Origin of the sequence: Cellulomonas fulva (genome assembly GCF_018531375.1) — a bacterium.
In the GTDB taxonomy this organism is placed as follows: Bacteria; Actinomycetota; Actinomycetes; order Actinomycetales; family Cellulomonadaceae; genus Cellulomonas; species Cellulomonas fulva.
Genome location: NZ_JAHBOH010000001.1, coordinates 2,362,448 through 2,385,303, shown reverse-complemented (window position 1 = coordinate 2,385,303; position 22,856 = coordinate 2,362,448). Strand labels below are relative to the sequence as shown.

The following is a 22,856-nucleotide window of genomic DNA, read 5'->3' as shown; positions in this document are numbered from 1 at the left end:
GCGTCACGACTCGCGCGTGATCCGCACCTCGACCTCGAGCTCCTGGGTCCCGGCGCCCGCGTAGATGCCGCGCAGCGGCGCGACGTCGTCGTAGGAGCGCCCGCGCGCGAGGACCACGTGGTGCGAGCCCGCGGGGACGCGGTTGGTCGGGTCGTAGGCCACCCAGTCGCCGCCCCACCACTCGACCCAGGCGTGCGACTCGCCGCTCACCGTCTCGCCGATCTCGCCGCCGCGCGTCGGGTGCAGGTAGCCCGAGACGTAGCGCGCCGGGATGCCCAGTGCGCGCAGGGCGCCGAGCGCCAGGTGCGCGATGTCCTGGCACACGCCGGCCCGTGCGGCCCACGCCTCCGCCGCCGGCGTGTGCACCGTGGTGACGCCCGGGATGTACTCGAGGCGGTCGCGCAGCGCCGCGCACACCGCGACCGCGGCCTCGTCGGGCGGCAGGTCGCCCGCCGCCGCACGCGCGAGGGCGACGACCTCGTCGGGCACCTGCGTGGTCGGGGGGTCGGCGAGGAACTCCGCCATCCGGTCCCGCACGTCGGGCGCGCGCAGCGCGTCCCAGCCCAGCACGGCCCGGGGCGACGCGACGTCGCCGACCTCCACGACGTGCTCCGCGGTGATGACCATCGACTGGTGCGGCACCAGGACCTCGAACGCGGTGACGGCCGTGCCCCAGTGGTCGCGGTAGTCGTAGGACCACGTCTGCGGGGTGACCTCCACGCGCGTCGAGACCACCGTCTGGCCCGCCTGGGACACGGGCGTCATCCGCGCCTCGTTGTAGGACGCCTGCACCGGCGTGGTGTAGCGGAACGTCGACGTGTGCACCACGTGCAGCCGGCTCACAGGGCCTCCCCCGTCCAGGTCATGGTCGTCGGCGACGGGAAGTAGCGGCCGCGCACCGCGTCGGACGCCGCCGCGCACGCCCGCTGCACCTGCTCCATCTCGGTGGGCAGCGCGTCGAGCACGTCGATCAGCGGCCGGTACTCGAGGTTGGTCCGGACCAGCCCGATGTGCCGGCGCGCCTCGTCCACGATCGCGCGGTCCGCCACGGGCTCGAGGGCGGACAGGCACGCGTCGGCCTGGTTCAGCGCGAACACGATCGAGCGCGGGAACAGCCGGTCGAGCAGCAGGAACCCCGCCGCGCGCTCGTCGGACGCGGTCCCCTTGTACGTCCGCAGGAACGCCTCGTGCGCGCCGCACGAGCGCAGCAGGGTGGTCCAGCCGGGACCGCCCGCACCCGCGAGCGCGCGGGTGGTCAGGAGCCGGGCGGTCATGTCCGCGCGCTCGATCGAGCGGCCCAGCACCATGAACGCCCAGGTCTCGTCGCGGGAGATGGTCGCGTCGATGATGCCGCCGACGACCGCGGCGCGCTCCCGCACCCACGTGAAGTAGTCGTGCGGCCGCGCCGGGCGCATGTGCGACGGGAGCTGGTTCCACGTCGCGTTCAGCGACTCCCACAGCTCCGTTGAGATGACCTCGCGGGCGCGGCGCGCGTTCTCCCGGGCGGCGACGAGGGCGCCCGCGATGGACGACGGCGAGAACCGGTCGTAGGCGAGCGCGTCCAGCACCGTGGTGCGGCCGACCGTGACGTCCTGGGGCGGGTTCGGCCGGTCCATCACCGACAGCAGCGAACGGCAGGCCAGGTCCTCCTCGGCCCACGGGTCCTCGAGCAGGATCTGCAGGTGGACGTCGAGCAGGCGCGCGGTGTCGTCCGCCCGCTCCACGTACCGCCCGATCCAGAACAGGGACTCGGCGATGCGGCTCAGCACGTGCGCTCCCCCTCGTCGGACGCCCGCTCGAGCGTCTGCTGCTGCTGCATGACGTGCGCGCGGATGTCCTGCGGGCTCGCGTCGATCGGCACGGCGTTGCCGACGGGCACCGGGTGGACCTGCGGCATCGTCGCGCCCGAGCGCCGGGGCGGGGTCCCGCCCAGCACCCACGTGTCCTTGGAGCCGCCGCCCTGCGAGGAGTTCACGACGAGCCTGCCCTCCGGGAGCGCGACGCGCGTGAGCCCGCCGGGGAGCACCCACACGTCGGTGCCGTCGTTGACCGCGAACGGTCGCAGGTCCGTGTGCCGCGGCCGCAGGCCGTCCTCGACGAGCGTCGGCACCGTCGACAGCTGCACCACGGGCTGGGCGATCCAGCCGCGCGGGTCGTCGACCAGGCGCGTCCGCAGCGTCGCCAGCTCGGCCCGGGACGCCGCCGGTCCGACGACGAGCCCCTTGCCCCCCGACCCGTCGACGGGCTTCACGACGAGCTCGTCGAGGCGGTCCAGGACCTCCTCGAGCGCGTCCGGCTCCTCCAGGCGCCACGTGTCCACGTTCGCCAGCACCGGCTCCTCGCCCAGGTAGTACCGGATCAGGTCCGGCACGTAGGTGTAGACGAGCTTGTCGTCGGCCACGCCGTTGCCCACCGCGTTCGCCAGGGTCACCGTGCCGTTGCGCGCGCACGTGATGAGGCCCGGTGAGCCCAGCAGCGAGTCGGCGCGGAAGGTGACGGGGTCGAGGAACTCGTCGTCGACGCGGCGGTAGATGACGTCCACGCGCCTGCGGCCCTGGGTGGTGCGCATCCACACCCGGCCCTGCGCGCAGAACAGGTCGCGCCCCTCGACCAGCTCGACGCCCATCGTCCGGGCCAACAGGGAGTGCTCGAAGTACGCGCTGTTGAAGACCCCGGGCGTCAGGACGACGACCGTGGGGTCGTCGACGCCGGCGGGCGCCGCCGCCATGAGCGCGGCCAGGAGCCGGCGCGGGTAGTCCACCACCGGCCGGATCCGCAGCGCCGCGAAGAGCTCGGGGAAGGTCTGCGCCATCGCGCGCCGGTTCGAGAGCACGTAGGACACGCCCGACGGCACGCGCACGTTGTCCTCGAGCACGCGCCAGCCGTCGAGCGAGTCGCGCACCAGGTCGATGCCGGACACGTGCACGCGTACGCCGTTCGGCGGGGTGAGGCCCCGCACGGCGCGGTGGTAGTGCGTCGAGGACACGATCACCGAGCGGGGCAGCACACCGTCCGCGACCGCGTTCTGCGGCCCGTAGACGTCCGCGAGGAACGCCTCGAGCGCCCGCACGCGCTGCGCCACGCCGGGCGCGACGTGCTCCCACTCGTCGCTCGCCACCACCCGCGGGACCACGTCCAGCGGGAACGGCCGCTCCTCGCCGGCGAAGTCGAACGTCACGCCCTGCGTCAGGTAGGACCGGGCGAGCGCGTCCGCACGAGCCCGCAGCTCCCCCGCGGACAGCTGGGCGAGCGCCGCGTGCACCTGGCGGTAGGCGGTGCGGGGACCCGCGCCCGGCTCCAGCATCTCGTCCCAGGCGATCCCTGCGGGGTAGTCGTCGAAGAGGTCCGCCATGGGGCGAACGTAGCCCGGCCGTGTCACCGGCGCGTTACGACGAGCCGCGCCGCCCCGACGCCGACCGGCCACCGTCCGCGCACGACGCGCTAGGTTGCGGCGCGTGCCTGTGCTGACCCGCCTGCTGCGTCGGACCCGGGGTGCGCTGCACCGCGCGCTGAGCCGGCGCACCGCCGTGCTCCCCGGACGGACACGTCCCGCGGTCGCCGGTCCCCGACCCGCGCCGGTGCGCGTCGTGCTGCCCGACCACGTCGGTCCGGTGCGCACCGAGTACAGCCCGGAGCTCGACGGCGCGGCGGACCCCGGCGAGATCGTGTGGACCTGGGTCGGGTACGAGGAAGACCCCTCCCAGGGCAAGGACCGGCCGGTGCTGGTGGTCGGGTGGGACGGTCCGGTGGTGCTCGCCCTCATGCTCACGAGCAAGGACCACACCCGCGACGCGGCGCGCGAGGCCCGGCGGGGCCGGGTGTGGATGGACATCGGCTCGGGGACCTGGGACAGTCGGCGCCGCGCGAGCGAGGTCCGGCTCGACCGGGTCCTGCGGCTCGATCCGGACGCCGTCCGCCGTGAGGGGGCGATCGTCGACCGTGCCCTGTTCGAGCGCGTGGTCGACGCGCTGGGCGAGCTGCGGGGGCGGTGACCGCCGGCCCCGCGTCGCACCGTTCCCGGGTTGGGCGGAGCAGCGGACGTCGGGTAGCATGGTCGATCGCGTGTCCGCCCAGGTCGGCGGGCACTCGCCCAGCTCCTCTCCGCGGGTGTCCCCACGCCCCAGTCCCGGAGCTGCGCGCGCCCTCTACGACCTGTCAGATCGCTTCGGCGAACGCACAAGAGAGTCCACACGTGGCGAACATCAAGTCCCAGATCAAGCGCATCGGCACCAACGAGAAGGCGCGACTGCGCAACAAGTCGGTGAAGTCCGAGCTCAAGACGCACATCCGTCGCGTCCGCGAGGCTGTCGCCGGTGGCGACAAGGACGCGGCGCAGACCGCGCTCCAGACGGCGTCGAAGAAGCTCGACAAGGCGGTCAGCAAGGGCGTCATCCACGCCAACCAGGCCGCGAACAAGAAGTCCGCGCTGGCGAAGTCGGTCAACTCGATCTGACCTCCCGCGCACACCGAGGCGTCACCCCCCACGGGGTGGCGCCTCGGTCGCGTCCGGGCCGTTTTTCCACCCGCATTCGTTCCCTCGACCGGGGTCACCCGAGCCCCTCCGTGTGGTGTCATAGGAACGTGAGCGACAACCTCGACGACGCTGGGCTGCGGGACCTCGCAGCCGCGGTCGAGGCCGCGATCCCGGCGTCCCTGCGGTCGCAGTGGGAGGCGCAGGTCACCACCTCCCCCGTGCTGCTCGCGCGCCAGGGGATCTTCACCGCCTCGGGCCAGGCCGTCGCCTACGAGCTCTCCTACCGCTCGGCGGACGGGGCCACCGCGGTGGCCGCGCGCTGGGACGCGCGCCAGCACGAGCGCGCGACGGCGCACGTGCTCTCCGCGACGTTCGGCCGCGCGGACCTCGAGCAGGTCGCGGGCGGCCGCCTCGTCTTCGTCCGCTGCACGCGCGCCTACCTCGTCGGCGACCTGCCCGTGCCGGCGCGGCCGGACCGCCTCGTGGTCGAGGTGCCGGACTCCGTCGAGATCGACGCCGCGGTGCTCGCCGGTGTCCGCCGCCTGCGGGCGCAGGGCTACCGGATCGCCCTGCCCGCCTTCGTGAGCAGCCCCGGGCAGCGACGCCTCCTGCCGCACGCCGACTACGTGAAGATCGACGTCCGGGACCTCGACGTCGAGGGGCACCCCGTCGTCGCGCTCGCCCGCTCCTACGGCGCCAGCCTGGTCGCCGAGTACATCGAGCACGTCGAGTCGCTGGCGCACGCGCGGGACCTCGGGTTCACGCTGTTCCAGGGCAACCTGCTCGAGCGCGCGTCGGTGCTCGACCGGGCGCACGCGCAGATCGTCGCCGAGTAGCCGGTCGCGTCCGCGCCGTTCGGCGAACTTCTCGGCAGAAGTCGCGTCATGGACCCGACGGTTGCTCCTCTCAACCGACGTGACCGCCCACGCGTCCCCCTCACCAGCGCTGCAGCCCCGCGTCGCGCGGCAGCCCATCTGGGACCTCGCCGGTGCGCTGCACGGCTACGAGCTGCTGTACCGCACCCCGGACGGCGTGCCGGCGGGCGTGGACCGCTGGCAGGAGCCGTACCAGGAGGAGGCCTCCGCCGCGGTCCTCGACCAGCTCGACCGCGTCGCCGGCCCGGAGCTGTCGTTCGTGAACATCACGCGCGGCTTCCTGGTGCAGGGACGGACGCTGCCGCCGCACGCGGGCCGGCTGGTGCTCGAGGTCGTCGAGACCGTCCCCGCGGACGACGCGGCGCTGGCCGGGCTCCAGCGCCTGCGCGCTCAGGGCTACCGGATCGCGCTGGACGACTTCACGGCGAGCGCCGCCCAGCTCGCGATGCTGCCGTGGGCCGACTACGTCAAGATCGACTGCCGCGACCTGTTACGGCACGGGACCGCGCTGGTCGAGCTCGCCCGGAGCCACGGAGCGCTCGTGGTCGCCGAGCGGGTCAGCGACGCCCGGCTCGTGGCACGGTGCACCCGGTGGGGGTTCGACCTCCTCCAGGGCGACGCCCTCGGCGCAGCGACGACCTCGGCCTCCTGACCCGGGCGCCGGCTCGGCTCGGCCCCTTCACCTCTCCTCAGCCGCGCGCCCTCAGCTGCGGGCCGCTGCCGCGACGCGGAGCACGGCGCGCTCGACCGCGAACTGCGGGTCGCGCCCCTCGCCCTTCACCTCGGCGTCCGCCTGCGCCACCACCGAGATCGCGACCGCCAGCCCCTCGGGCGTCCAGGTGCGCAGCTCACGCTGCGCACGGTCGACCTGCCACGGTGCCAGCCCGATGTCCCGCAGCGCTCCCTGCCCGCGGCTGCGCACGGCCGCGACCTTCGCCAGCGTGCGCAGCTTCATCGCGAGAGCCGCGACGATCGGTACCGGGTCGAGCCCGGTCGCCAGCGCGTGCCGCAGGAGCGCGGCGGCCTGGCCCGCGTCACCCGCGATCGCCGCGTCCGCGACGCGGAAGCCCGTCGCCTCGATCCGCCCGCCGTAGTACCGCTCGACCACGTCCGGGCCGATCATGCCGGAGGTGTCCGCGACGAGCTGCGCGCACGCGGAGGCGAGCTCGCGCAGGTCGCTCCCGACCGCGTCGACGAGCGCCCGGACCGCGGCCGCGTCGGCCCGCCGGCCCGCGCGGCGGAGCTCGGCGGTGACGAACGCCGTCTTGTCCCCGTCCGACGTCACCGCGTCGCACGTGACCTCCGGGACCTTGGCGGCGCGCAGCGCGTCGAGCGTCTTCTTGCCGCGCACGCCTCCCCCGTGCCGCAGCACGACGACGACCCCCGGCGCCGGGGCGTCGAGGTAGGCCGTGACGTCGGCGAACAGCTCGTCGGGTCCCTGCTCCAACCCGTCGACCACGACCACCTTGTCCTCGGCGAACAGCGACGGGCTCGTGGTCACGCCGAGCATGCCCGCGGCGTACTGCGGCCCCTCGAGCCGGCTGACCTCGACGTCCGGGTCCGCCTCGCGGGCCAGCGCGACGATGCGCTCGGTCGCGCGGTCGACCAGGAGCCCCTCGGTCCCGCGGACGAGCACGATCGGTGCCGGGGCCGCCTCCTCCCACGTGAGCCCGGGCGCACCGCGGGACGCGCCGCGGCCGGACGAGCGGGACGAGGAACGCGTGGCGGGAGGCACGCGCCCAGCCTGCCAGACCGCACCGACAGCTCCGCGCCGCCCGCCGGCCCCGTCTACACGCCCTCCGTGGTCCGTGCCGTCAGTGCGGTCGGTGCCGGCAGCGCCGTCGGTGCCGGTCGTGGGCGAGGGCGGCCCACGAGGAGGCGACCCACCGCCGCGCTCGCGACCGCGAGGGCCAGGACCCCCGCGGCGCCCGAGAGCCAGACCGGAGCGGGCAGGGTCGCTGCCACGCGGGCGACCGCGCCGATCCACCAGCACGCCGCGCCCGCGAGCGCGCCGGGGACCGCCGCACCCGCGGGCCACCACGGCGCCACGAGCGTCGCGCCGAGACCCAGCAGCGTCGCCGGCGCCACCGCGGGCGCGGCGGCGAGGTTGGCCAGCACGCCCCACGGCGAGACGGACCCGCCGCCGAGCAGCACGAGCGGTCCGCAGGCGAGCTGGGCCGCCACCGGCACCGCGAGCGTCGCGGCCACGCTCCGGCCCAGCCGCGACGACCACCGCCGGGCGAGCGCGGTCCCGAGCAGCACCAGGCCCGCGGTCGCCGCGACCGACAGGGCGAACCCGAGCTCACCGCCCAGCCAGGGGTCGCCGACCAGGAGCAGGACCACCGCCGTGGCGAGCGCAGCAGGTGCGCGCGCGGGCCGGCCGCGCGCCAGGCCCAGCACGCCGACCAGGCCCATCGCCGCGGCCCGGACGACGCTCGGTTCCGGGTGCACCAGCAGCAGCATCCCGGCGGCGGTGATCGCGACGGCGCCGGCCTGGGCCCACGGCGGAGCGCGCACGGCCGACGCACCCGCGAGCACGAGTGCGGCCACGAGCGCGAAGTGCGCACCCGAGACCGCCGTGAGGTGGGTGAGGCCCGACGCCCGCATGGCGTCGCCGAGGTCCTCCGGCACCGCGGTGGTGTCGCCCACCGTCACGCCGGGCAGCAGCGCGCCCGCGTCGCCGGGGAGGGCGCGCGCCACGTCCCGGACGCCGTCGCGCAGACGCGACGCCGCGGCGTCCCACGCGCGCGGGGCGCCCACCTCCGTGACCCGCGCCGCGAGCAGCAGGGCGACCTCGCGGTCACCGGGCCGGCCCGGGCGCAGCCGACCCTCGACCCGCGCCGTCGCGCCGTAGCCGGGCACCGCCGACTCCGCCTCGTCGGCCACCGACAGCACGGTGACCGTGCCGACCGCCCGGCCGCGCACCGTGCCCGTCCCGCCGGTGAGCTCCACGCCGGTCCACGCGCCGGTGGTCACGCCGGTCGACGCGCTGGTCTCCATGCTGGTCGACGCAGCGGTCTCACTGGCCTCGACGCCGGAGAGCGCGAGCACCCAGCGGACCATCGGCGGCGCGCCGGGCCAGGCCGGCGCCATGGGCTCCGGGTCCGCGGCGACGCGGCCGGTGAGCGCCGCGCTCGCCTGCCGCGCGACGAGCTCCGGGAGCAGGCCGTGCGAGCGCGCCGCGACCTGAGCCGCCCCCGCACCGAGCACGGCGGCGCCCGCGACCACGGCGAGCGCGAGCGTGCCGAGGACGCGCGCGGCCGTCCACCCGCCCCACCGGCGGCGCGCGACCACGACGAGCCCGCCCGACGCGACGACGAGCGACAGCACGGCCACGAGGGCGCACGGGCCGGGCGGTGCGCGCACCACGACGAGCGCCGCCGCCCAGGCCACGAGCGCCGCCGGCGCGAGCCGCAGGTCGATCGACGGGCTCACACGGTCACCAGCGGTCGCAGCTCGGCCAGGAGCGCGGGCCCGATGCCGGGGACGTCCTCGAGGTCGTCGACCTGCGCGAACGGCTGCGTGGTGCGGTGCTCGACGATGCGCGCGGCGAGCACGGGACCGATGCCGGGCAGCGTGTCGAGCGCCGCCTCGTCGGCCGTGTTCAGGTCGACGAGGCCGCCGTCGGCGCCCGTGCCGCCGGTTCCCCCGTCCCCGGCTCCGGGGTCCTCGGCGCCGGGCGGTGCCGGCAGGGGGTCGTCCGGCGTGGTCACGACCACCTGCTCGCCGTCGACCAGGACGCGGGCCAGGTTCAGCCGGGAGAGGTCCGCCTCGGACGTCGCCCCGCCGGCCGCCTCGACGGCGTCGACCACCCGCGCGCCGCGGGGCAGCGTCACGACGCCGGGGCGTCGGACGGCGCCGGTGACGTCGACGACGACCAGCTCCGCCGCGCCCGGCGACGAAGCCGGACCGGATGCGTCCGTCGGGTCCGCGGCAGCGTCGCTCGCGGGCGCGGAGACAGCGGGCGCCGCACCTGACGCGCCATCGGGCGCCCCACCCGGCACCGCGCCGGGCGCCGCACCGGCGCCCGTGCCGGCCACCGGCAGCTCGACGGGCTCACCCGGCCGCGACACCGACGCACGCAGCGCCACGCCCCCCGCGACGAGGACCAGCGCGAGCGCGGCCGCCGCGACCGTGCGTGGCGCCACCCGCCACCGCATCCGCGGTCGCGCGGGCTCCGGGCCGGGCAGCACGCCGTACGCGTCGGCGTACCGGGCCGCCGCGGCCTCGAGGGCGCCGCCCCGCGACGACCGCGTGGCGCCCGTCGGCGCGGGGGGCGTCCCGCCGGGCCGCTCGGTCGCGGCCAGCAGCGTGACGAGCCGGCGCCGGGCGGCGTCGTGGTCACGGGGCGGAGGGTCGGGCCGGGTCACGCCAGGACGCTAGGCGGCCGGGCTCACCGCCGGCGCGGGTCGGTGCCCGGGCTGGGGACGGCGGGCGGCCTCCGGGGGCTGGGGTCGGCTCGTCGACCTGGCCGCGCGACCGGCCGCGTCAGGCCTCGGTGACGACGATCGCGAGCAGGCCGGGGCCGACGTGGGCGGCGATCACGGCGCTCGCCTCGCACGCGACGGACTCCACCACGTCGGGCCAGCGACGCACCTGCAGGAGCAGGTCGGCGGCGAGCTCGGGCTGGCCCAGGTGGTGCACGGCCACCCGCACCGGACCGCGGGCGCGGGCGTGGGCGACGGCCTCGAGCCGCTCGCGGGCGGCGCGGCGGGTGCGCACCTTCTCCGCGACGACGACCCGGCCGTCCTCGAGCGCGAGCAGCGGCCGCAGGCCGAGCACCGTGCCGATCGCGGCGGCGGGCGCCGAGAGCCGGCCGCCCCGGCGCAGGTGGTCGAGCGAGTCGACCAGGAACCACGCCGTGCCCCGGGACGCCTGCGCCGCCGCGTGCGCGGCGACCGACGCGCCGTCCGGCAGCGCCGGCGCGGGCTCGTCGGGACCGAGGAGACGGGTGATCCGACGCCCCCACCCGACGGGCTCCGGCTCGGGCACCTCCGGCGGCCCGAGCAGCAGCCGGTCCGCCTCGACGTCGCGCGCGAACCGCGCGGCCTCGAGCACGGTCCAGCCGAGCGCCATCACCGTGGCCCGGGAGTCGACCACGTGGACGGGGACCGACGCGTCGCGCGCGGCCAGCCGCGCGGCCTGCACGGTCCCGGACAGCTCGCCGGACAGGTGCACGGACACCACGCTGGACGCACCCGCCTCGGCCGCCGCCGCGTACGCCGCGGCGAAGGCGGCGGGCGGGGGCTGCGAGGTGCTGACGCGCACGTTCGCGGTGAGCGCCTCGAGCAGCTCCGCCGACGTCAGGTCGACGCCCTCGACGTGCCGCTCGCCGCCCACCATCACGTCGAGCGGCACCACGCCGATCCCCCACCGCTCCGCCGCGCCCGCGGGCAACGACGCCGTGGAGTCCGTGACGACGGCGACCGGCCCGGCCGGCGCTGCGGACGGTCCGCCGGTACCCCGACGCCGCCGCACGGTCAGGCCGGCACCACGTTGACGAGCTTGGGCGCGCGCACGATCACGGTCCGCACGCCGCGTCCGTCCAGGGCGCGCTGGACGCCGACGTCGGCGAGGGCCAGCTCGCGCAGCGCCTCGTCGGACACGTCCGGTGCGACGTCCGCCCGGCCGCGGACCTTGCCCGCGACCTGGAAGACGCAGGTCACGGTGTCCTCCACCAGGTACGCGGGGTCGGCCACGGGGAACGGCTCGTACGCGAGCGAGCGCTCGTGCCCCAGACGCGACCACAGCTCCTCCGCGACGTGCGGCGCGACGGGCGCGGTCATGAGGACCAGTGCCTCGACCGCCGCGCGCGGCGCGGCTGCGAGCGTCGTGAGGTGGTTGTTCAGCACGATGAGCTTGGCGATCGCGGTGTTGATCCGCATCGCGCCCATGTCCACGGTCACGTCGGCGATCGTGCGGTGCAGCACGCGCAGCGTCTCGACGCCCGGCGCGTCGTCGGTCACGACGAGCGAGCCGTCGCCCTCGGAGACGACGTTGCGCCACAGTCGCTGCAGGAAGCGCTGCGACCCGACGACCGCGCGCGTCTCCCACGGCCGCGACAGGTCGAGCGGACCCATCGACATCTCGTAGACGCGCAGCGTGTCCGCGCCGTACTCGGCGTACATCTCGTCGGGCGTCACCATGTTCTTCAGCGACTTGCCCATCTTCCCGTACTCGCGCTCGACGGGCTCGCCGTTCCAGGTGAAGCCGGTCGGCGACGACTCGTCCTCGACGACCTCCGCAGCCGGGACGTGCACGCCGCGCGCGTCCGTGTAGGCGTACGCCTGGATGTAGCCCTGGTTGAAGAGCTTGTGGAACGGCTCGGCACCGCTCACGTGACCCAGGTCGAACAGGACCTTGTGCCAGAACCGGGCGTACAGCAGGTGCAGCACCGCGTGCTCGACGCCGCCGACGTACAGGTCGACGCCGCCCACCGAGTCGTCGGGGTCGCCGCTGTGCCCGGGTGCCAGCCAGAACTTCTCCAGCACCGGGTCGACGAGCGCCTCGTCGGACGTGGGGTCCAGGTAGCGCAGGTAGTACCAGCACGAGCCGGCCCAGTTGGGCATGGTGTTGGTGTCGCGGCGGTAGACCTTCGGCCCGTCGCCCAGGTCCAGGGTCACGTTCACCCAGTCCTCGTTGCGGCCCAGCGGGGGCTCCGGCGACGACTGCGCGTCCTCCGGGTCGAACGTGCGCGGCGCGTAGTCCGGCACCTCCGGCAGGTCGACGGGCAGGGCGTCCGCGGGCAGCGCGATCGGCAGGTCGTGCTCGTCGTAGACGATCGGGAACGGCTCGCCCCAGTAGCGCTGGCGGCTGAACAGCCAGTCGCGCAGGCGGTAGGTGATGGTCCCCGCACCGACTCCCTTGGCCACGAGCCAGTCGATGATGCGCGACTTGGCGGTCGCCACGTCCAGGCCGTCGAGCGAGATCTCGGCGTTGGCGGAGTTGATCACCGCGCCGTCGCCCGTGCGGGCCGCGTCGGTCTCGGGGCCGTCGATCGTGTAGACGATCGGCAGGTCGAACGCCTGCGCGAACGCGTAGTCGCGCTCGTCGCCGCCGGGGACCGCCATGATCGCGCCGGTGCCGTAGCCCATCAGCACGTAGTCCGCCGTGAACACCGGCAGCAGCGCGCCGTTGACGGGGTTCGCCGCCAGGTGGCCGGTGAACACGCCCGTCTTGCGGCCGGCGTCCGCCTGGCGCTCGACCGCCGTCTTCGCGGCAGCCTCCGCGCGGTACGCCGCGACCGCGGCGGCGGGCGACTCGTGCCCGCCCGTCCAGGTGTCCTGCGTGCCGTCGGGCCACGCGGCCGGTACCTCGTCCAGCAGCGGGTGCTCGGGCGCGACGACCATGAAGGTCGCCCCGAACAGCGTGTCCGGACGCGTCGTGAAGACCTCGACGGACTGCCCGCCCTCGACCGCGAACCGCACGTGCGCGCCCGACGAGCGGCCGATCCAGTTGCGCTGCATCGACTTGACCTTCTCGGGCCAGTCGATGTGCTCCAGGTCGTCCGTCAGCCGGTCGGCGTACGACGTGATGCGCATGTTCCACTGCCGCAGGCTGCGCTGGAACACGGGGAAGTTGCCGCGCTCCGAGCGGCCGTCCGCCGTGACCTCCTCGTTCGCCAGCACCGTGCCCAGACCGGGGCACCAGTTCACGGGCGTCTCCGAGACGTAGGCCAGCCGCCGCGAGTCGACCACCCGGCGCCGCTCGACCGCGTCCAGGTCCGCCCACGCGACGTCGGCCCGCACCCCGGCGACCGGCGGCACGGTACGCGTGCCCGCCGCCAGCTCCGCCTCGAGCTCGGCCACGTGCCGCGCCCGGCCGCGGCCGCCGTCGGGCCGCACCGCGTCCTCGTCGTACCAGGCGTCAAAAATCTGCAGGAAGATCCACTGCGTCCAGCGGACGTACTCGCTGTCGATGGTCGCGAACGTGCGGCGCGGGTCGTGCGCCAGGCCCAGGCGGCGCAGCTGGCGCTGCATGATCGCGATGTTCGCCTCGGTGGTGACGCGCGGGTGCTGGCCAGTCTGCACCGCGTACTGCTCGGCGGGCAGGCCGAACGCGTCGAAGCCCAGCGCGTGCAGGACGTTGTCACCCTGCATCCGGCGGAACCGCGCCGTGACGTCCGTGGCGATGTACCCGAGCGGGTGGCCGATGTGCAGGCCCGCGCCGGACGGGTACGGGAACATGTCCATGACGAAGAACGAGCGCTTCGCGGGGTCGGCGTGGTTGCCCTCGCCGTCGGTGAGCGCCCCCGTGGGGTTCGCGGCGTAGAACGTCCCGCGCTTCGCCCACTCGTCCTGCCACCGGAGCTCGATGTCCCGCGCGAGCTCGGCCGTGTAGCGGAACGGGACGTCGTCGACGGTCCGGTCGTGCCGGTCGTCGGACGGGGCGGCGGGGGTCTCCTGCGAAGTCACCCGCCGAGTTTACCGGCGCCCGACGAGCCCGGACGGCACGGCAGGTCCCGGGCCGACGCGCCGGTCAGGACGCGGAGAGCGCGGGCTCGGGTGCGGCGGCGGGCGCACGCGGCGCCGGCGCGGGCGCGGGCGTGCGGCCCACGGTCAGCACGACGAGCAGGCCGACGGCCGTCAGCCCGGCGCCGACCCACGCCGGAGCCAGGTAGCCCAGCCCGGCGTCGATGACGAGGCCGCCCAGGAAGGCCCCCGACGCGTTGCCCAGGTTGAGGGCGGAGTGGCACAGCGCGGCGCCGAGCGACGGGGCCGCGGGCGAGACGTCCATGAGCCGCGTCTGCAGCGACAGCCCCAGCACCTGCGACGTCACGCCGAGCAGGACGATGGCGACGACCGCGGGCACGGGCTGCGCGCCGACCAGGGCGACCGCGACCAGCACGACGATGGTCGACACCATGCCCAGCACGACGGTGCCGAGCACGGACCGGTCCGCGAGGCGGCCGCCCAGCAGCGTCCCCGCGGTCATCCCGAGGCCGTAGAGCGCGAGCACCAGCGGCACCAGGCCGACCGACAGGCCGGTCACGTCCGTCAGCAGCGGCTTGACGTAGGAGTAGACCGCGAACATACCGCCGAACCCGATCGCGCCGGCCGCGAACGCGATCCACAGCGCCCGGTTGCGCAGCGCACCGATCTCCGTGCGGACCGTGGTCCCGGGCAGCGGGGCGAGCCCGGGCACCCACGCGCGCACGGCGAGCAGCGTCGCGAGCCCGATCGCGCCGACGCCGACGAAGGACCACCGCCACCCGACCGCCTGGCCGACGATCGCGGTGAGCGGCACCCCGACGGCGCACGCGATGGTCAGCCCGGCCATCATGGTCGAGACCGCCCGCCCCCGGCGCTCCGGCCCCACGACGGCCGTCCCGAGCACCGCCCCGACGCCGAAGAACGCGCCGTGCGGCAGCCCGGCGAGGAACCGGGCCGCGACGAGCGTCTCGAGGCTGGGCGCGAACACGGACGCGACGTTCGCCACCGTGAACCCGACGAGCAGCCAGAGGAGCAGCACGCGCCGGTCGAGCCGCGCGCCGATCGCCGCGAGCGTGGGGGCGCCGACGACGACGCCGAGCGCGTACGCGGTGATGGCGAAGCCCGTGGCCGGGATGGAGGCGTCGAGGTCCGCGGCGATCTCCGGCAGCAGCCCCATGGTCGCGAACTCGGTGGTGCCGAGGCCGAAGCCGCCCAGCGCCAGCGCGAGCAGCGCGAGGCGGGCGGGCGTGCCGGCGAGCGGCAGGGTCGAGCTCTGCGGCATGGCGCGGGTCTCCTCGGTGCTGCCGTCACGTCCCCCGCGGACGGGGATCGTAACGATTCGATCAGGGACCGGAGTGCGCCGTTGCCGCTCCAGGTGGATGCCGTCAGCCTAGGTCACGCCGACGCATGCCGTCACGCTCGTCGTCGCGCTCGCCGTCACGCTCGACCTCGCGCTCGGGATCGCGCACGCCGTCACGGACGGCTGGTCTCCGACGCAGCCGCGACCAGCCAGATCGCCCGCGCGGCCGGCTCCCCCAGGTCGAGCGTGCGCTCCCCCAGCCGCACGACGAGCGTGCCCACCGCGTCGCGGCGCTCCACCAGCTCGACGTCGGCGTCCAGCACCAGGCCGACGCCGTCCAGCCAGCGCAGCAGGTCCGGGTCCGCGTCGCTGATGCGGGCGACCCGCCACCGCCCGGTCGCCGCCTGCCACATCTCGGTCGCGTCCGGCACGACGAGCGAGCCGTCGGCGCCGGGGATCGGGTCGCCGTGCGGGTCCCGCACCGGATGTCCCAGCCGGTCCGCGACGCGCTCGACGAACAGGTCGGAGACCGCGTGCTCGAGCACCTCCGCCTCGTCGTGCACCTCGTCCCAGCCGTACCCCAGGACCTCGACGAGGAACGTCTCCACCAGCCGGTGGCGGCGGACCATCGCGAGCGCGTGCCGGCGGCCCTCGGCGGTCAGGCCGACCGCGCCGTACGGCTCGTGCGTCAGCAGCCCGCCGTCCGCGAGCCGACGCACGGTCTCCGAGACGGTGGACGCCGCGACGCCCAGGCGGGCCGCGAGCATCTTCGTCGTGACCGGGCGGTCCGCCCACTCCGTGGCGGACCAGACCACCTTGAGGTAGTCCTGCGCGACCGGCGTCAGGTCGGGGGTGGCGCCGACGACCGCGGGCTCGTCCACGGGCTCGGGCGGGGTGGGCGTTGTCGGCACGACGACCAGGCTAGTGAACCGCCGCGGGTCAGGACCCGTCGATGCTCCAGTGCCACGGCTCGCCGGGCAGGTTGTGCAGCCCGTACTCGGCCGCGTGGGCCACGAGCCAGGTCCACGCCGGCGACCCGAGGCGCACGGCCGGGCCGCCGTACGTGATGTCCAAGGCCAGGCCGCGCTCGTGCCGCGACCGGCCCGGCGTGGCCGTCGACGGGTGGCACACCACGCCGCCCCCGGCGACGCTCCGGCAGTTCTGCGCCCGCAGGGCCTCCTGCTGCGCGCGGCTGCGCCAGCCCGAGGCGCCGAGCTCGACGCCGTCGGCACGGGCCGCCGCGAACATCGCCTCGACGGCGCTCGCCAGGCACGCGTGCACCCGCACCCCGTCCCGCGTGACGACCGTCTCCTCGATCGGCACCGGTCCGTCCACCTGCGAGCAGTCCAGGACCGGGGCGGCCGGCGCCACGGTCAGGTCCTCCGGGACGTCGACCCGCCACAGCTCCTGGCCCGTCCCCGCGGTGAGCAGCGCGCCGAGCGGTTCGAGCCGCAGCGCCGTCCCGTCCCCGGCGACCACGCCCGGGGCCTCCGGCGAGCTCCACAGCACGTCGCCCGCCGCGTCGACGAGCGCGAGCCGTCCGCGCGCCCGCACGTGCAGCGTCGCGTCGTCGCCGGGGACCGCGGGCGCGGTCCAGACCTCGGCGCCGTCGTGGGTCAGCGCCAGCTCGTCGGCGGTCAGGGACAGGCGCAGGTGCCCGTCGGGGGCGTCGAGGTGCTCGCCGACCGCGAGCGGCTCGGCCACCGCGAGCGCGTCGGGCCCCATCGCGGTCCCGCTGCTCCAGACCACGTCGTCGTCCGGCGCGACCAGCACCAGGTCGCCGTCGTCCCGGAGCACCAGGGTGGATCCCGCGGCCGGCTCCCCCGGCGCGGCCCACAGCACGGCGCCCTGCGCGTCCTGCACCGTCAGCGCGCCGTCGCGCGCGAGGTGGAGGCGGGCGTCGACCGGCGCGAGCGCGTCGTCCCCACCAGCGCCCCCGCCGGCCCCGTCGACCGCGCCGTCGGGCGTCCCACCCGTGGTCTCGTCCGTGGTCTCGTCCGTGGTCTCGTCGGTCGCCTCGTCATCGGTCGTGCCCGCCGCCGGTGCCGTGCTCCAGCGCGGGCGCGCGTCCGGGCCCAGCAGGACGACCTCGCCCGTGGGCCGCACGACGAGGCTGTGCCGACCGTCCGGCGAGGTCAGCTGACCCGCCTCGCCGAGCGACCGTCCCGGGTCCAGCCGGTCGCCGCGCCGCGCCGTCCCGCTGTGCCAGGCGGTCCCCCCGGCGGCGTCCTGCAGCACCAGGTCGCCGTTGTCCCAGACCACCAGGTGGTGCCCGCGCCAGGCGCCGGGCGAGTAGCGCGCGGGCTCCCACAGCACCGCGCCGTCGGGCGCGACGAGCCGCAGCCGACCGGCCTGGTCGAGCACGAGCGCGGCGCCGGGCACACCACCGTCCACCGCCCAGGCGACCGTGCCGTCCGACGCGTAGAGCGTCAGCGCACCCGAGCGCCGCAGCTGCAGGACGGCGGCCCCGCCGGGTGCGACGAGCGTGCCGCCCGCCTCGAGGCGTTCGCCGCGGGTGAGCTCGTCGCCGGGCGCGCTCGCGACCTCGGCGTCGCGCGTGGCGGAGGCGGACGGTGCGTCGGCCGCGGTCGCGGCCGCGCCGGCGAAGGTCAGCAGGGAGGTGGCGAGAGCGGCGGCGACGAGCGCGGCACCGGCGCGGGCGCCCGCTCGGGACGCGCCCGCGAGCGCCGCGGCGGACGTCCTCGACCGCCCCGGCGCGAGCGTTCGCCGTCGGACCACCCGATCACGGTAAGCCCGGTCTGTCCGGATCGCGCGGGTGAATCCGGAAGCCGGTGGCCGCCGGGCCGCGCCCCGGGCATCCGGGTGCACGGCGGGTCGTGCGCGGTCAGCTCACCTCGGGTGCGCCCGGCACCGTCGGCACCACGGGCGCGGTGACGACCGCCGGCCACGGCGTGCGCGGCCCGACCTGCGCGCCCGCGTCCGTCCCCACCTGGACCAGCTGGTAGTCGCGGACCAGGCGGGTGGCCGGGTCCCAGCGCAGCACGGTCATCTCGGCGGTGCCGTGCAGCGGGCCGACCGTCGGCTGGCCGAGCGTGGCCCCCGCCGTGCTGCTGCTGATGTACCGGATGCCCTCGCCCACCTGCTCCGGCCCGTACCGGCGGTGCAGGTGACCGGAGACCTGCGCGGGCGCGCAGCCCGCGTCGAGCGTCGCCTTCCCGACCTCGGGCGTGTGGATGAGCAGGAGGTCGACGCCGTCCTCGCCGTCGTCGTCCCGGGCGGCGCACGCCGAGGCCGCCAGGCGGTCGGCGGCCTCCGTGGCCGTCTCGTCGCCCGCGGTGGTGCCCACGCCCACACGCGTCTCGTTGGGGTCGTTGTCCCCCAGGATGCGCAGCCCGTCGACCTCGACGACCTCGCCGTCGAGCACCTGCGCGCCCGCACGCCGGTACATGCGCGACGTCTCCGCGGAGTCGTGGTTGCCGGGCGAGGTCACCAGCTCGACCCCGTCGGGCACGGCCGCCGCGAACGTCGAGACGCAGTACTGCTCGACCGCCGTGCCGTTCATCGTCGTGTCGCCCGCGTCGAGCACCAGGTCCGCGCCCGCGCGCTCCGCCAGGGTCGTGATCAGCGGGGCCATCCCGACGTTGCAGTGCAGGTCGGACACGACGACGGCGACCACGAGCTCGTCGTCGGGGGTCGCGGTGGCGGTCGGCGTGCTCGTCGGGCCCTCGCTCGGTGCGCCGCGCGGCGTGCTGGTCGGCGTGCTGGTCGGCACTCCCGTCGGCGGACCGGTCGGCGCTCCGGGCAGGCTGCCGGCGAGGGTCGGCTCCGAGCTCGGCTCGCCGGTGGGTTCGCCGGTGGGCTCGAGGGTGGGCTCGAGGGTGGGCTCGAGGGTGGCCTCGGACGTGGACGGCGCCGCCACCGGCGGCTGGGCGGCCTGCGCCGCCGCCTGCGCGTCCCAGGCGGCGGCGAGGGACGCGTCCGCCCGCGCGTAGAAGTCCTGGTTGGTCCGGTACGCCGCGAGCGCCTTCGCCCCGTACGTGTCGATGACGCCGCCGAGGCGGCCCGTGACCCGCGCCCCCTCGAGCGCGGTCCCGTCGAACACGTGCGAGACGGGCTGCGAGTCGTCGGGTCGCGACTGCGGGCCGAGGCTCGAGGTGGCGACCGACGCCACGACGAGCGCGAGCACCAGGCCCACCGCGATGCGGCCGCGGTAGGGCGCGACGTCGTCGGCGAGCTCGTGGCGCCGCTGCCTCCCCAGCAGCAGCCGCAGCACCCACCACGCCGCGACCAGCAGGAGGAAGGTCACGAGCGCGCGCTGCGCGGCGTCGACGACGAGCGCGCGGGTCACGTCGCCCACCGTCGTCTGCGGCGCGGAGAAGAACTGCACGTAGCGCTGCAGGTCCCCGGACAGCGCCGCCAGCGTGGCGGAGTCGCTCAGCTCCGTGAAGGACGCGGGGATCTCCTGCACCGTCACGCGCACCCCGAGCGACGCTGGCAGGGGCGAGTCCACCTCGAGCGTGCCGAGCGGGCCGAGGTCGACCGTGACCGTGCCGTCGCTCGTGGTGGCGTACTGGGCCAGGTGCGGCCCGAAGCTGTTCTCGGTCCGCGCCGTGGTCACGCCGACGGTGAGCGCGACGACGACCGCGAGCGCCACCAGCACGAGCCGCCACACCCACGGGCTGCGCGCACCGGTGCGCGACGGGGGGGCGGGGGCTGGTTCCGTCATCGGCACGAGCCTAGACGTGGCCGCGGGGCGTCGCGTCCCGGCGGGTCACCGGCCGGTCACTGGTAGGTGACCAGGTCCGGCACGGGCTCGAGGCGCATCGTCTGCTCGACGGTCAGCATCGGGCGGTCCTCGTCGACGAAGTTCTTCCAGCCCCAGTGCACGTCGGGCGCGCCCGCCCGCAGGGCGCGCCAGGTGTCCCGCTTCGCGGGTTGGGTGCCCTGCCCGTCCACGTGGATCACGGTGGCGAGCTCGTCGTGCGACGTGTCCAGCCGGTCGCGGTCCGTGATCATCTTCAGCGAGAACTGGTGCAGCACGAACATCTTCTGCGGCAGGTGGTGCGTCGCGGTGAGGTCGGCGAGCCAGTCCCCCACCTCGTTGACCTCGTCGACGTCCACCGAGCCGATCTGCTCCAGGTGGACCTCGTCCTGCTCGAGCCGCCACTCCGGGTCGAGCGCGAGACCCACGTGCGGCAGCTCCAGGAGCTCGGTGTACTGCTGGGCCTGCGTGAGGAAGTCCGTGCGCCCCGGCTGCAGGTCGAGCACCACGGACAGCCCGGCCTCGCCCGCGGCCTCGACCAGCGGCCGCAGCTCGGCGACGGGACGCTCGCGCGAGTAGTCGCGGTCCTCGCCCGCGCTCGCGGAGGCGACCGTCGCGATGATCTCGACCGCGGGCACCACGGTGTCGCCGGTGCGCGACGCGTAGTTCCGTGCGTACTGCCGGGCCCGGTCCACGCTGGCCGTGACGCCCTGCTCGCCGAGGAGGCCCAGCGAGGCGGTCCCGGGCGTGCCGTAGAGCGCGACGTAGCGCTTGCCGGGCACCCCGGGGACGTCGGGGAAGACGAGCTGCCCGCCACCCGGGGCGACCACGCCCGTCGCGGCGGTCGCCACCCGCTGCGCGAGGCGGTCCGCCGGACCCAGGCCCGAGCCGAGGGCGACGACGTGCTGCGGCTCCGCCTGCGCGAACGCGCGGACCGAGCCGGTCGTGGTGCGCGGGTCGTCGCCGGGAGCGTCGAGGACGGGCATCCCCGCCGCACGCATCGTCGCGAGAGCGGTCGGCGACGGCTCCTCGTCGCCGACGACGCCGACCAGCCCGGGCACGAGCGCCGGCTGCGCCGCGAGCGGGCTCGGCGGCGCCTCGGCGGTCGGGTCCGTCGTCGGGTCCGTCGCCGGGTCCGTCGTCGTCGAGTCAGCCGTCGGGTCCGTCGTCGGGTCCGTCGTCGGGTCTGCCGGCGGGCTCGTCGTGGACGCGGGGCCGTCGGCCGCGACCCCGCCGGACGGGACGAGGCACGGCACGGGCCGCGCGCCGAGCGCCCGCACGGCGTCCGCCTCGTCCCCCTCCGCGACCTCCTCGCGCGCGCCGAAGATCACGCCCGTGGCGCGGTGCAGCGCCTCGGGCCCGGCGCCGGCCGCGACCGCGACCACGCGCACCTCGTCGGGCAGGCCGGCGGTCTCGACGTCGCCGACGGTGACCACGGTGCGCGCACCCAGGCGCGCCATCTCGTCGGCCGCGTCGACCGGCAGGAGGGGTGCCCCCAGCCCGACGGCCACGGTCGCTCCGGTGAGGAGCGCGGCCTCGTCGTCCTGCGCCACCACCACGACCGGCGAGGTGCCGAACACCGTCGCGGAGACCCGTACGGCCGCGTCCGTACCGGCCGGCAGCACGGTCGCGGCACCCGTCGGCGTCCGCAGCACGGCGCGCTCCACCGACGCGACGGTCGGCGTCGGGCTCGCCGGAGGGAGCGGCGACGGGCCGGTGGCGGAGCCGGACGGGACCGGCGTGGCCGTCGAGCCGGGCGCGGGAGCCGCCGCGGGGTCGTCGGGCACCTGCAGCGCCACCACCCCGCCGACGACGAGCACGACCACGAGCCCCAGCGTGACTCCCAGACCGACCGAGGACCTGCGCCGCACCAACCTGACCTTTCGTCGCGAGCCAGCCACTGTACGCAACGCCGCGCACCGTCCCCGCCCACGCGCCCCGGTCCCGGAGCGCCCTCGCACGGGCCGCGCGGACCCGCGCGAGGAGGCATGATCGACCGATGAGCGAGCGCACCGACCAGGCCCACGACCGACCCGGCGTGTACTCCGTTCCGGGTCAGGACTACGACCGCGACACCCGCTACATCACCACGCGGATCACCGCCGACGGCCGCGACGGCTACCCCGTGGAGCCGGGCCGCTACCGGCTCGTCGTCGCCCGTGCGTGCCCGTGGGCGAACCGCGCGATCATCGTGCGCCGCCTGCTGGGCCTCGAGCCGGTGCTGTCGATGGGCGTCTGCGGCCCCACGCACGACGAGCGCTCGTGGACGTTCGACCTCGACCCCGGCGGCGTCGACCCGGTGCTGGGCATCCCCCGCATCCGCGACGCGTACCTCGCTCGCGACCCGCACTACCCGCGCGGCATCACGGTGCCGGCGGTCGTCGACGTCCCGACCGGCCAGGTGGTGACCAACGACTTCGCGCAGATCACGCTGGACCTCGAGACGCAGTGGACCGCGTTCCACCGGCCCGGCGCGCCGGACCTGTACCCCGAGGACCGCCGCGAGGAGATCGACGAGGTCGCCGAGCTCGTCTACCGCGACGTCAACAACGGCGTGTACCGCTGCGGCTTCGCCGGCACGCAGGCGTCCTACGAGCGCGCGTACCACCGGCTGTTCGAGCGGCTCGACTGGCTGAGCGACCGCCTGCGCGGGCAGCGCTACCTCGTCGGCGACACCCTCACCGAGGCCGACGTGCGGCTGTTCACCACGCTCGCGCGGTTCGACGCGGTCTACCACGGCCACTTCAAGGCGAACCGGAACAAGCTCAGCGAGCTGCCGGTCCTGTGGGCCTACGCGCGCGACCTGTTCCAGACGCCCGGCTTCGGCGACACGATCGACTTCGCCCACATCAAGGCGCACTACTACCTGGTGCACACCGACCTGAACCCGAGCGGCATCGTCCCCGCGGGCCCGGACCTGAGCGGCTGGTGGGCCCCGCACCACCGCGAGGAGCTGGGCGGCCGGCCGTTCGGCGACGGCACCCCGCCGGGTCCCGTCGCGGACGGCGAGCGCGTGCCCGACGAGCACGCCGCACCTCGTCCCTGAGGCGAA

The 22,856-nt window shown here is 76.0% G+C and carries 18 protein-coding genes; 5 read left to right on the top strand and 13 right to left on the bottom strand.

All coding sequences use genetic code 11. From position 1 onward, the window contains the following. Positions 1 to 3: 3 nt before the first annotated feature. The 3 genes from KIN34_RS10615 to KIN34_RS10605 are packed head-to-tail and all read right to left on the bottom strand — an operon-like array spanning position 4 to position 3,352. Positions 4 to 843, bottom strand: coding sequence for a transglutaminase family protein (locus KIN34_RS10615; RefSeq protein ID WP_214350156.1), 840 nt, complete (start codon positions 841 to 843; stop codon positions 4 to 6). Then, entirely contained in the window at positions 840 to 1,769 is a 930-nt protein-coding gene (locus tag KIN34_RS10610; RefSeq protein ID WP_214350153.1) for an alpha-E domain-containing protein, read from the bottom strand. The genes KIN34_RS10615 and KIN34_RS10610 overlap by 4 nt, the downstream gene beginning before the upstream one ends. Beyond that, positions 1,763 to 3,352 carry a circularly permuted type 2 ATP-grasp protein gene (locus KIN34_RS10605; RefSeq protein ID WP_214350150.1) on the bottom strand — a complete coding sequence of 530 codons (1,590 nt, stop codon included), beginning with the start codon at positions 3,350 to 3,352 and terminating at the stop codon, positions 1,763 to 1,765. The genes KIN34_RS10610 and KIN34_RS10605 overlap by 7 nt, the downstream gene beginning before the upstream one ends. Before the next feature lie 103 nt (positions 3,353 to 3,455). On the opposite strand from KIN34_RS10605, the gene KIN34_RS10600 reads away from it, so the two are divergent. The 4 genes from KIN34_RS10600 to KIN34_RS10585 all read left to right on the top strand — a co-directional run bounded on the left by KIN34_RS10600 (position 3,456) and on the right by KIN34_RS10585 (position 6,001). Then, a complete protein-coding gene (locus KIN34_RS10600) occupies positions 3,456 to 3,992 on the top strand; it encodes a type II toxin-antitoxin system PemK/MazF family toxin (protein WP_307858190.1) in 537 nt (178 codons plus the stop codon). Positions 3,993 to 4,192: 200 nt separating this feature from the next. Further along, positions 4,193 to 4,453 (top strand): 30S ribosomal protein S20, encoded by a 261-nt coding sequence (gene rpsT / locus KIN34_RS10595; protein ID WP_214350145.1) that lies wholly within the window; start codon positions 4,193 to 4,195, stop codon positions 4,451 to 4,453. Between the two features lie 128 nt (positions 4,454 to 4,581). Beyond that, positions 4,582 to 5,310, top strand: a complete 729-nt coding sequence (locus tag KIN34_RS10590; RefSeq protein WP_214350143.1) for an EAL and HDOD domain-containing protein — start codon at positions 4,582 to 4,584, stop codon at positions 5,308 to 5,310. Between the two features lie 79 nt (positions 5,311 to 5,389). Continuing rightward, a complete protein-coding gene (locus KIN34_RS10585; RefSeq protein ID WP_214350141.1) occupies positions 5,390 to 6,001 on the top strand; it encodes an EAL domain-containing protein in 612 nt (203 codons plus the stop codon). A 51-nt stretch (positions 6,002 to 6,052) separates the two neighbouring features. On the opposite strand, the gene holA is transcribed toward KIN34_RS10585, so the two are convergent. The 10 genes from holA to KIN34_RS10535 form a co-directional block, all read right to left on the bottom strand. Further along, positions 6,053 to 7,084, bottom strand: coding sequence for a DNA polymerase III subunit delta (gene holA / locus KIN34_RS10580; RefSeq protein WP_214350139.1), 1,032 nt, complete (start codon positions 7,082 to 7,084; stop codon positions 6,053 to 6,055). 53 nt (positions 7,085 to 7,137) lie between these two features. Further along, a complete protein-coding gene (locus tag KIN34_RS16835; protein ID WP_214350137.1) occupies positions 7,138 to 8,784 on the bottom strand; it encodes a ComEC/Rec2 family competence protein in 1,647 nt (548 codons plus the stop codon). Continuing rightward, positions 8,781 to 9,719 carry a ComEA family DNA-binding protein gene (locus tag KIN34_RS10570; protein WP_307858189.1) on the bottom strand — a complete coding sequence of 313 codons (939 nt, stop codon included), beginning with the start codon at positions 9,717 to 9,719 and terminating at the stop codon, positions 8,781 to 8,783. Before KIN34_RS10570 ends, KIN34_RS16835 begins: the two co-directional genes overlap by 4 nt. 118 nt (positions 9,720 to 9,837) lie before the next feature. Further along, a complete protein-coding gene (locus KIN34_RS10565) occupies positions 9,838 to 10,827 on the bottom strand; it encodes a DegV family protein (protein WP_307858188.1) in 990 nt (329 codons plus the stop codon). Positions 10,828 to 10,829: 2 nt separating this feature from the next. Further along, positions 10,830 to 13,763 carry a leucine--tRNA ligase gene (gene leuS, locus KIN34_RS10560; protein ID WP_214350135.1) on the bottom strand — a complete coding sequence of 978 codons (2,934 nt, stop codon included), beginning with the start codon at positions 13,761 to 13,763 and terminating at the stop codon, positions 10,830 to 10,832. Between the two features lie 64 nt (positions 13,764 to 13,827). Beyond that, positions 13,828 to 15,063, bottom strand: a complete 1,236-nt coding sequence (locus KIN34_RS10555) for an MFS transporter (protein ID WP_214350132.1) — start codon at positions 15,061 to 15,063, stop codon at positions 13,828 to 13,830. 191 nt (positions 15,064 to 15,254) lie between these two features. Beyond that, entirely contained in the window at positions 15,255 to 15,962 is a 708-nt protein-coding gene (locus tag KIN34_RS10550; RefSeq protein WP_214352029.1) for a metal-dependent transcriptional regulator, read from the bottom strand. 58 nt (positions 15,963 to 16,020) lie between these two features. Next, positions 16,021 to 17,820 carry a D-alanyl-D-alanine carboxypeptidase family protein gene (locus KIN34_RS17400; RefSeq protein ID WP_214350130.1) on the bottom strand — a complete coding sequence of 600 codons (1,800 nt, stop codon included), beginning with the start codon at positions 17,818 to 17,820 and terminating at the stop codon, positions 16,021 to 16,023. 106 nt (positions 17,821 to 17,926) lie between these two features. Beyond that, a complete protein-coding gene (locus KIN34_RS10540) occupies positions 17,927 to 19,768 on the bottom strand; it encodes a metallophosphoesterase (RefSeq protein WP_214350128.1) in 1,842 nt (613 codons plus the stop codon). A 56-nt stretch (positions 19,769 to 19,824) separates the two neighbouring features. Further along, entirely contained in the window at positions 19,825 to 21,675 is a 1,851-nt protein-coding gene (locus KIN34_RS10535) for a hypothetical protein (protein WP_307858187.1), read from the bottom strand. Between the two features lie 128 nt (positions 21,676 to 21,803). Between KIN34_RS10535 and KIN34_RS10530 the strand changes: the two genes are divergently transcribed. Further along, positions 21,804 to 22,850: a glutathione S-transferase family protein gene (locus KIN34_RS10530; RefSeq protein ID WP_214350126.1), complete on the top strand. Its 1,047-nt coding sequence runs from the start codon at positions 21,804 to 21,806 to the stop codon at positions 22,848 to 22,850. Positions 22,851 to 22,856 lie beyond the last annotated feature (6 nt).

Coding starts and splice junctions, on each gene's coding strand:
- KIN34_RS10605 (WP_214350150.1), bottom strand. CDS start 3,352: ATGGCGGACCTCTTCGACGACTACCCCGCAGGGATCGCCTGGGACGAG.
- KIN34_RS10555 (WP_214350132.1), bottom strand. CDS start 15,063: ATGCCGCAGAGCTCGACCCTGCCGCTCGCCGGCACGCCCGCCCGCCTC.
- KIN34_RS10540 (WP_214350128.1), bottom strand. CDS start 19,768: ATGACGGAACCAGCCCCCGCCCCCCCGTCGCGCACCGGTGCGCGCAGC.
- KIN34_RS10530 (WP_214350126.1), top strand. CDS start 21,804: ATGAGCGAGCGCACCGACCAGGCCCACGACCGACCCGGCGTGTACTCC.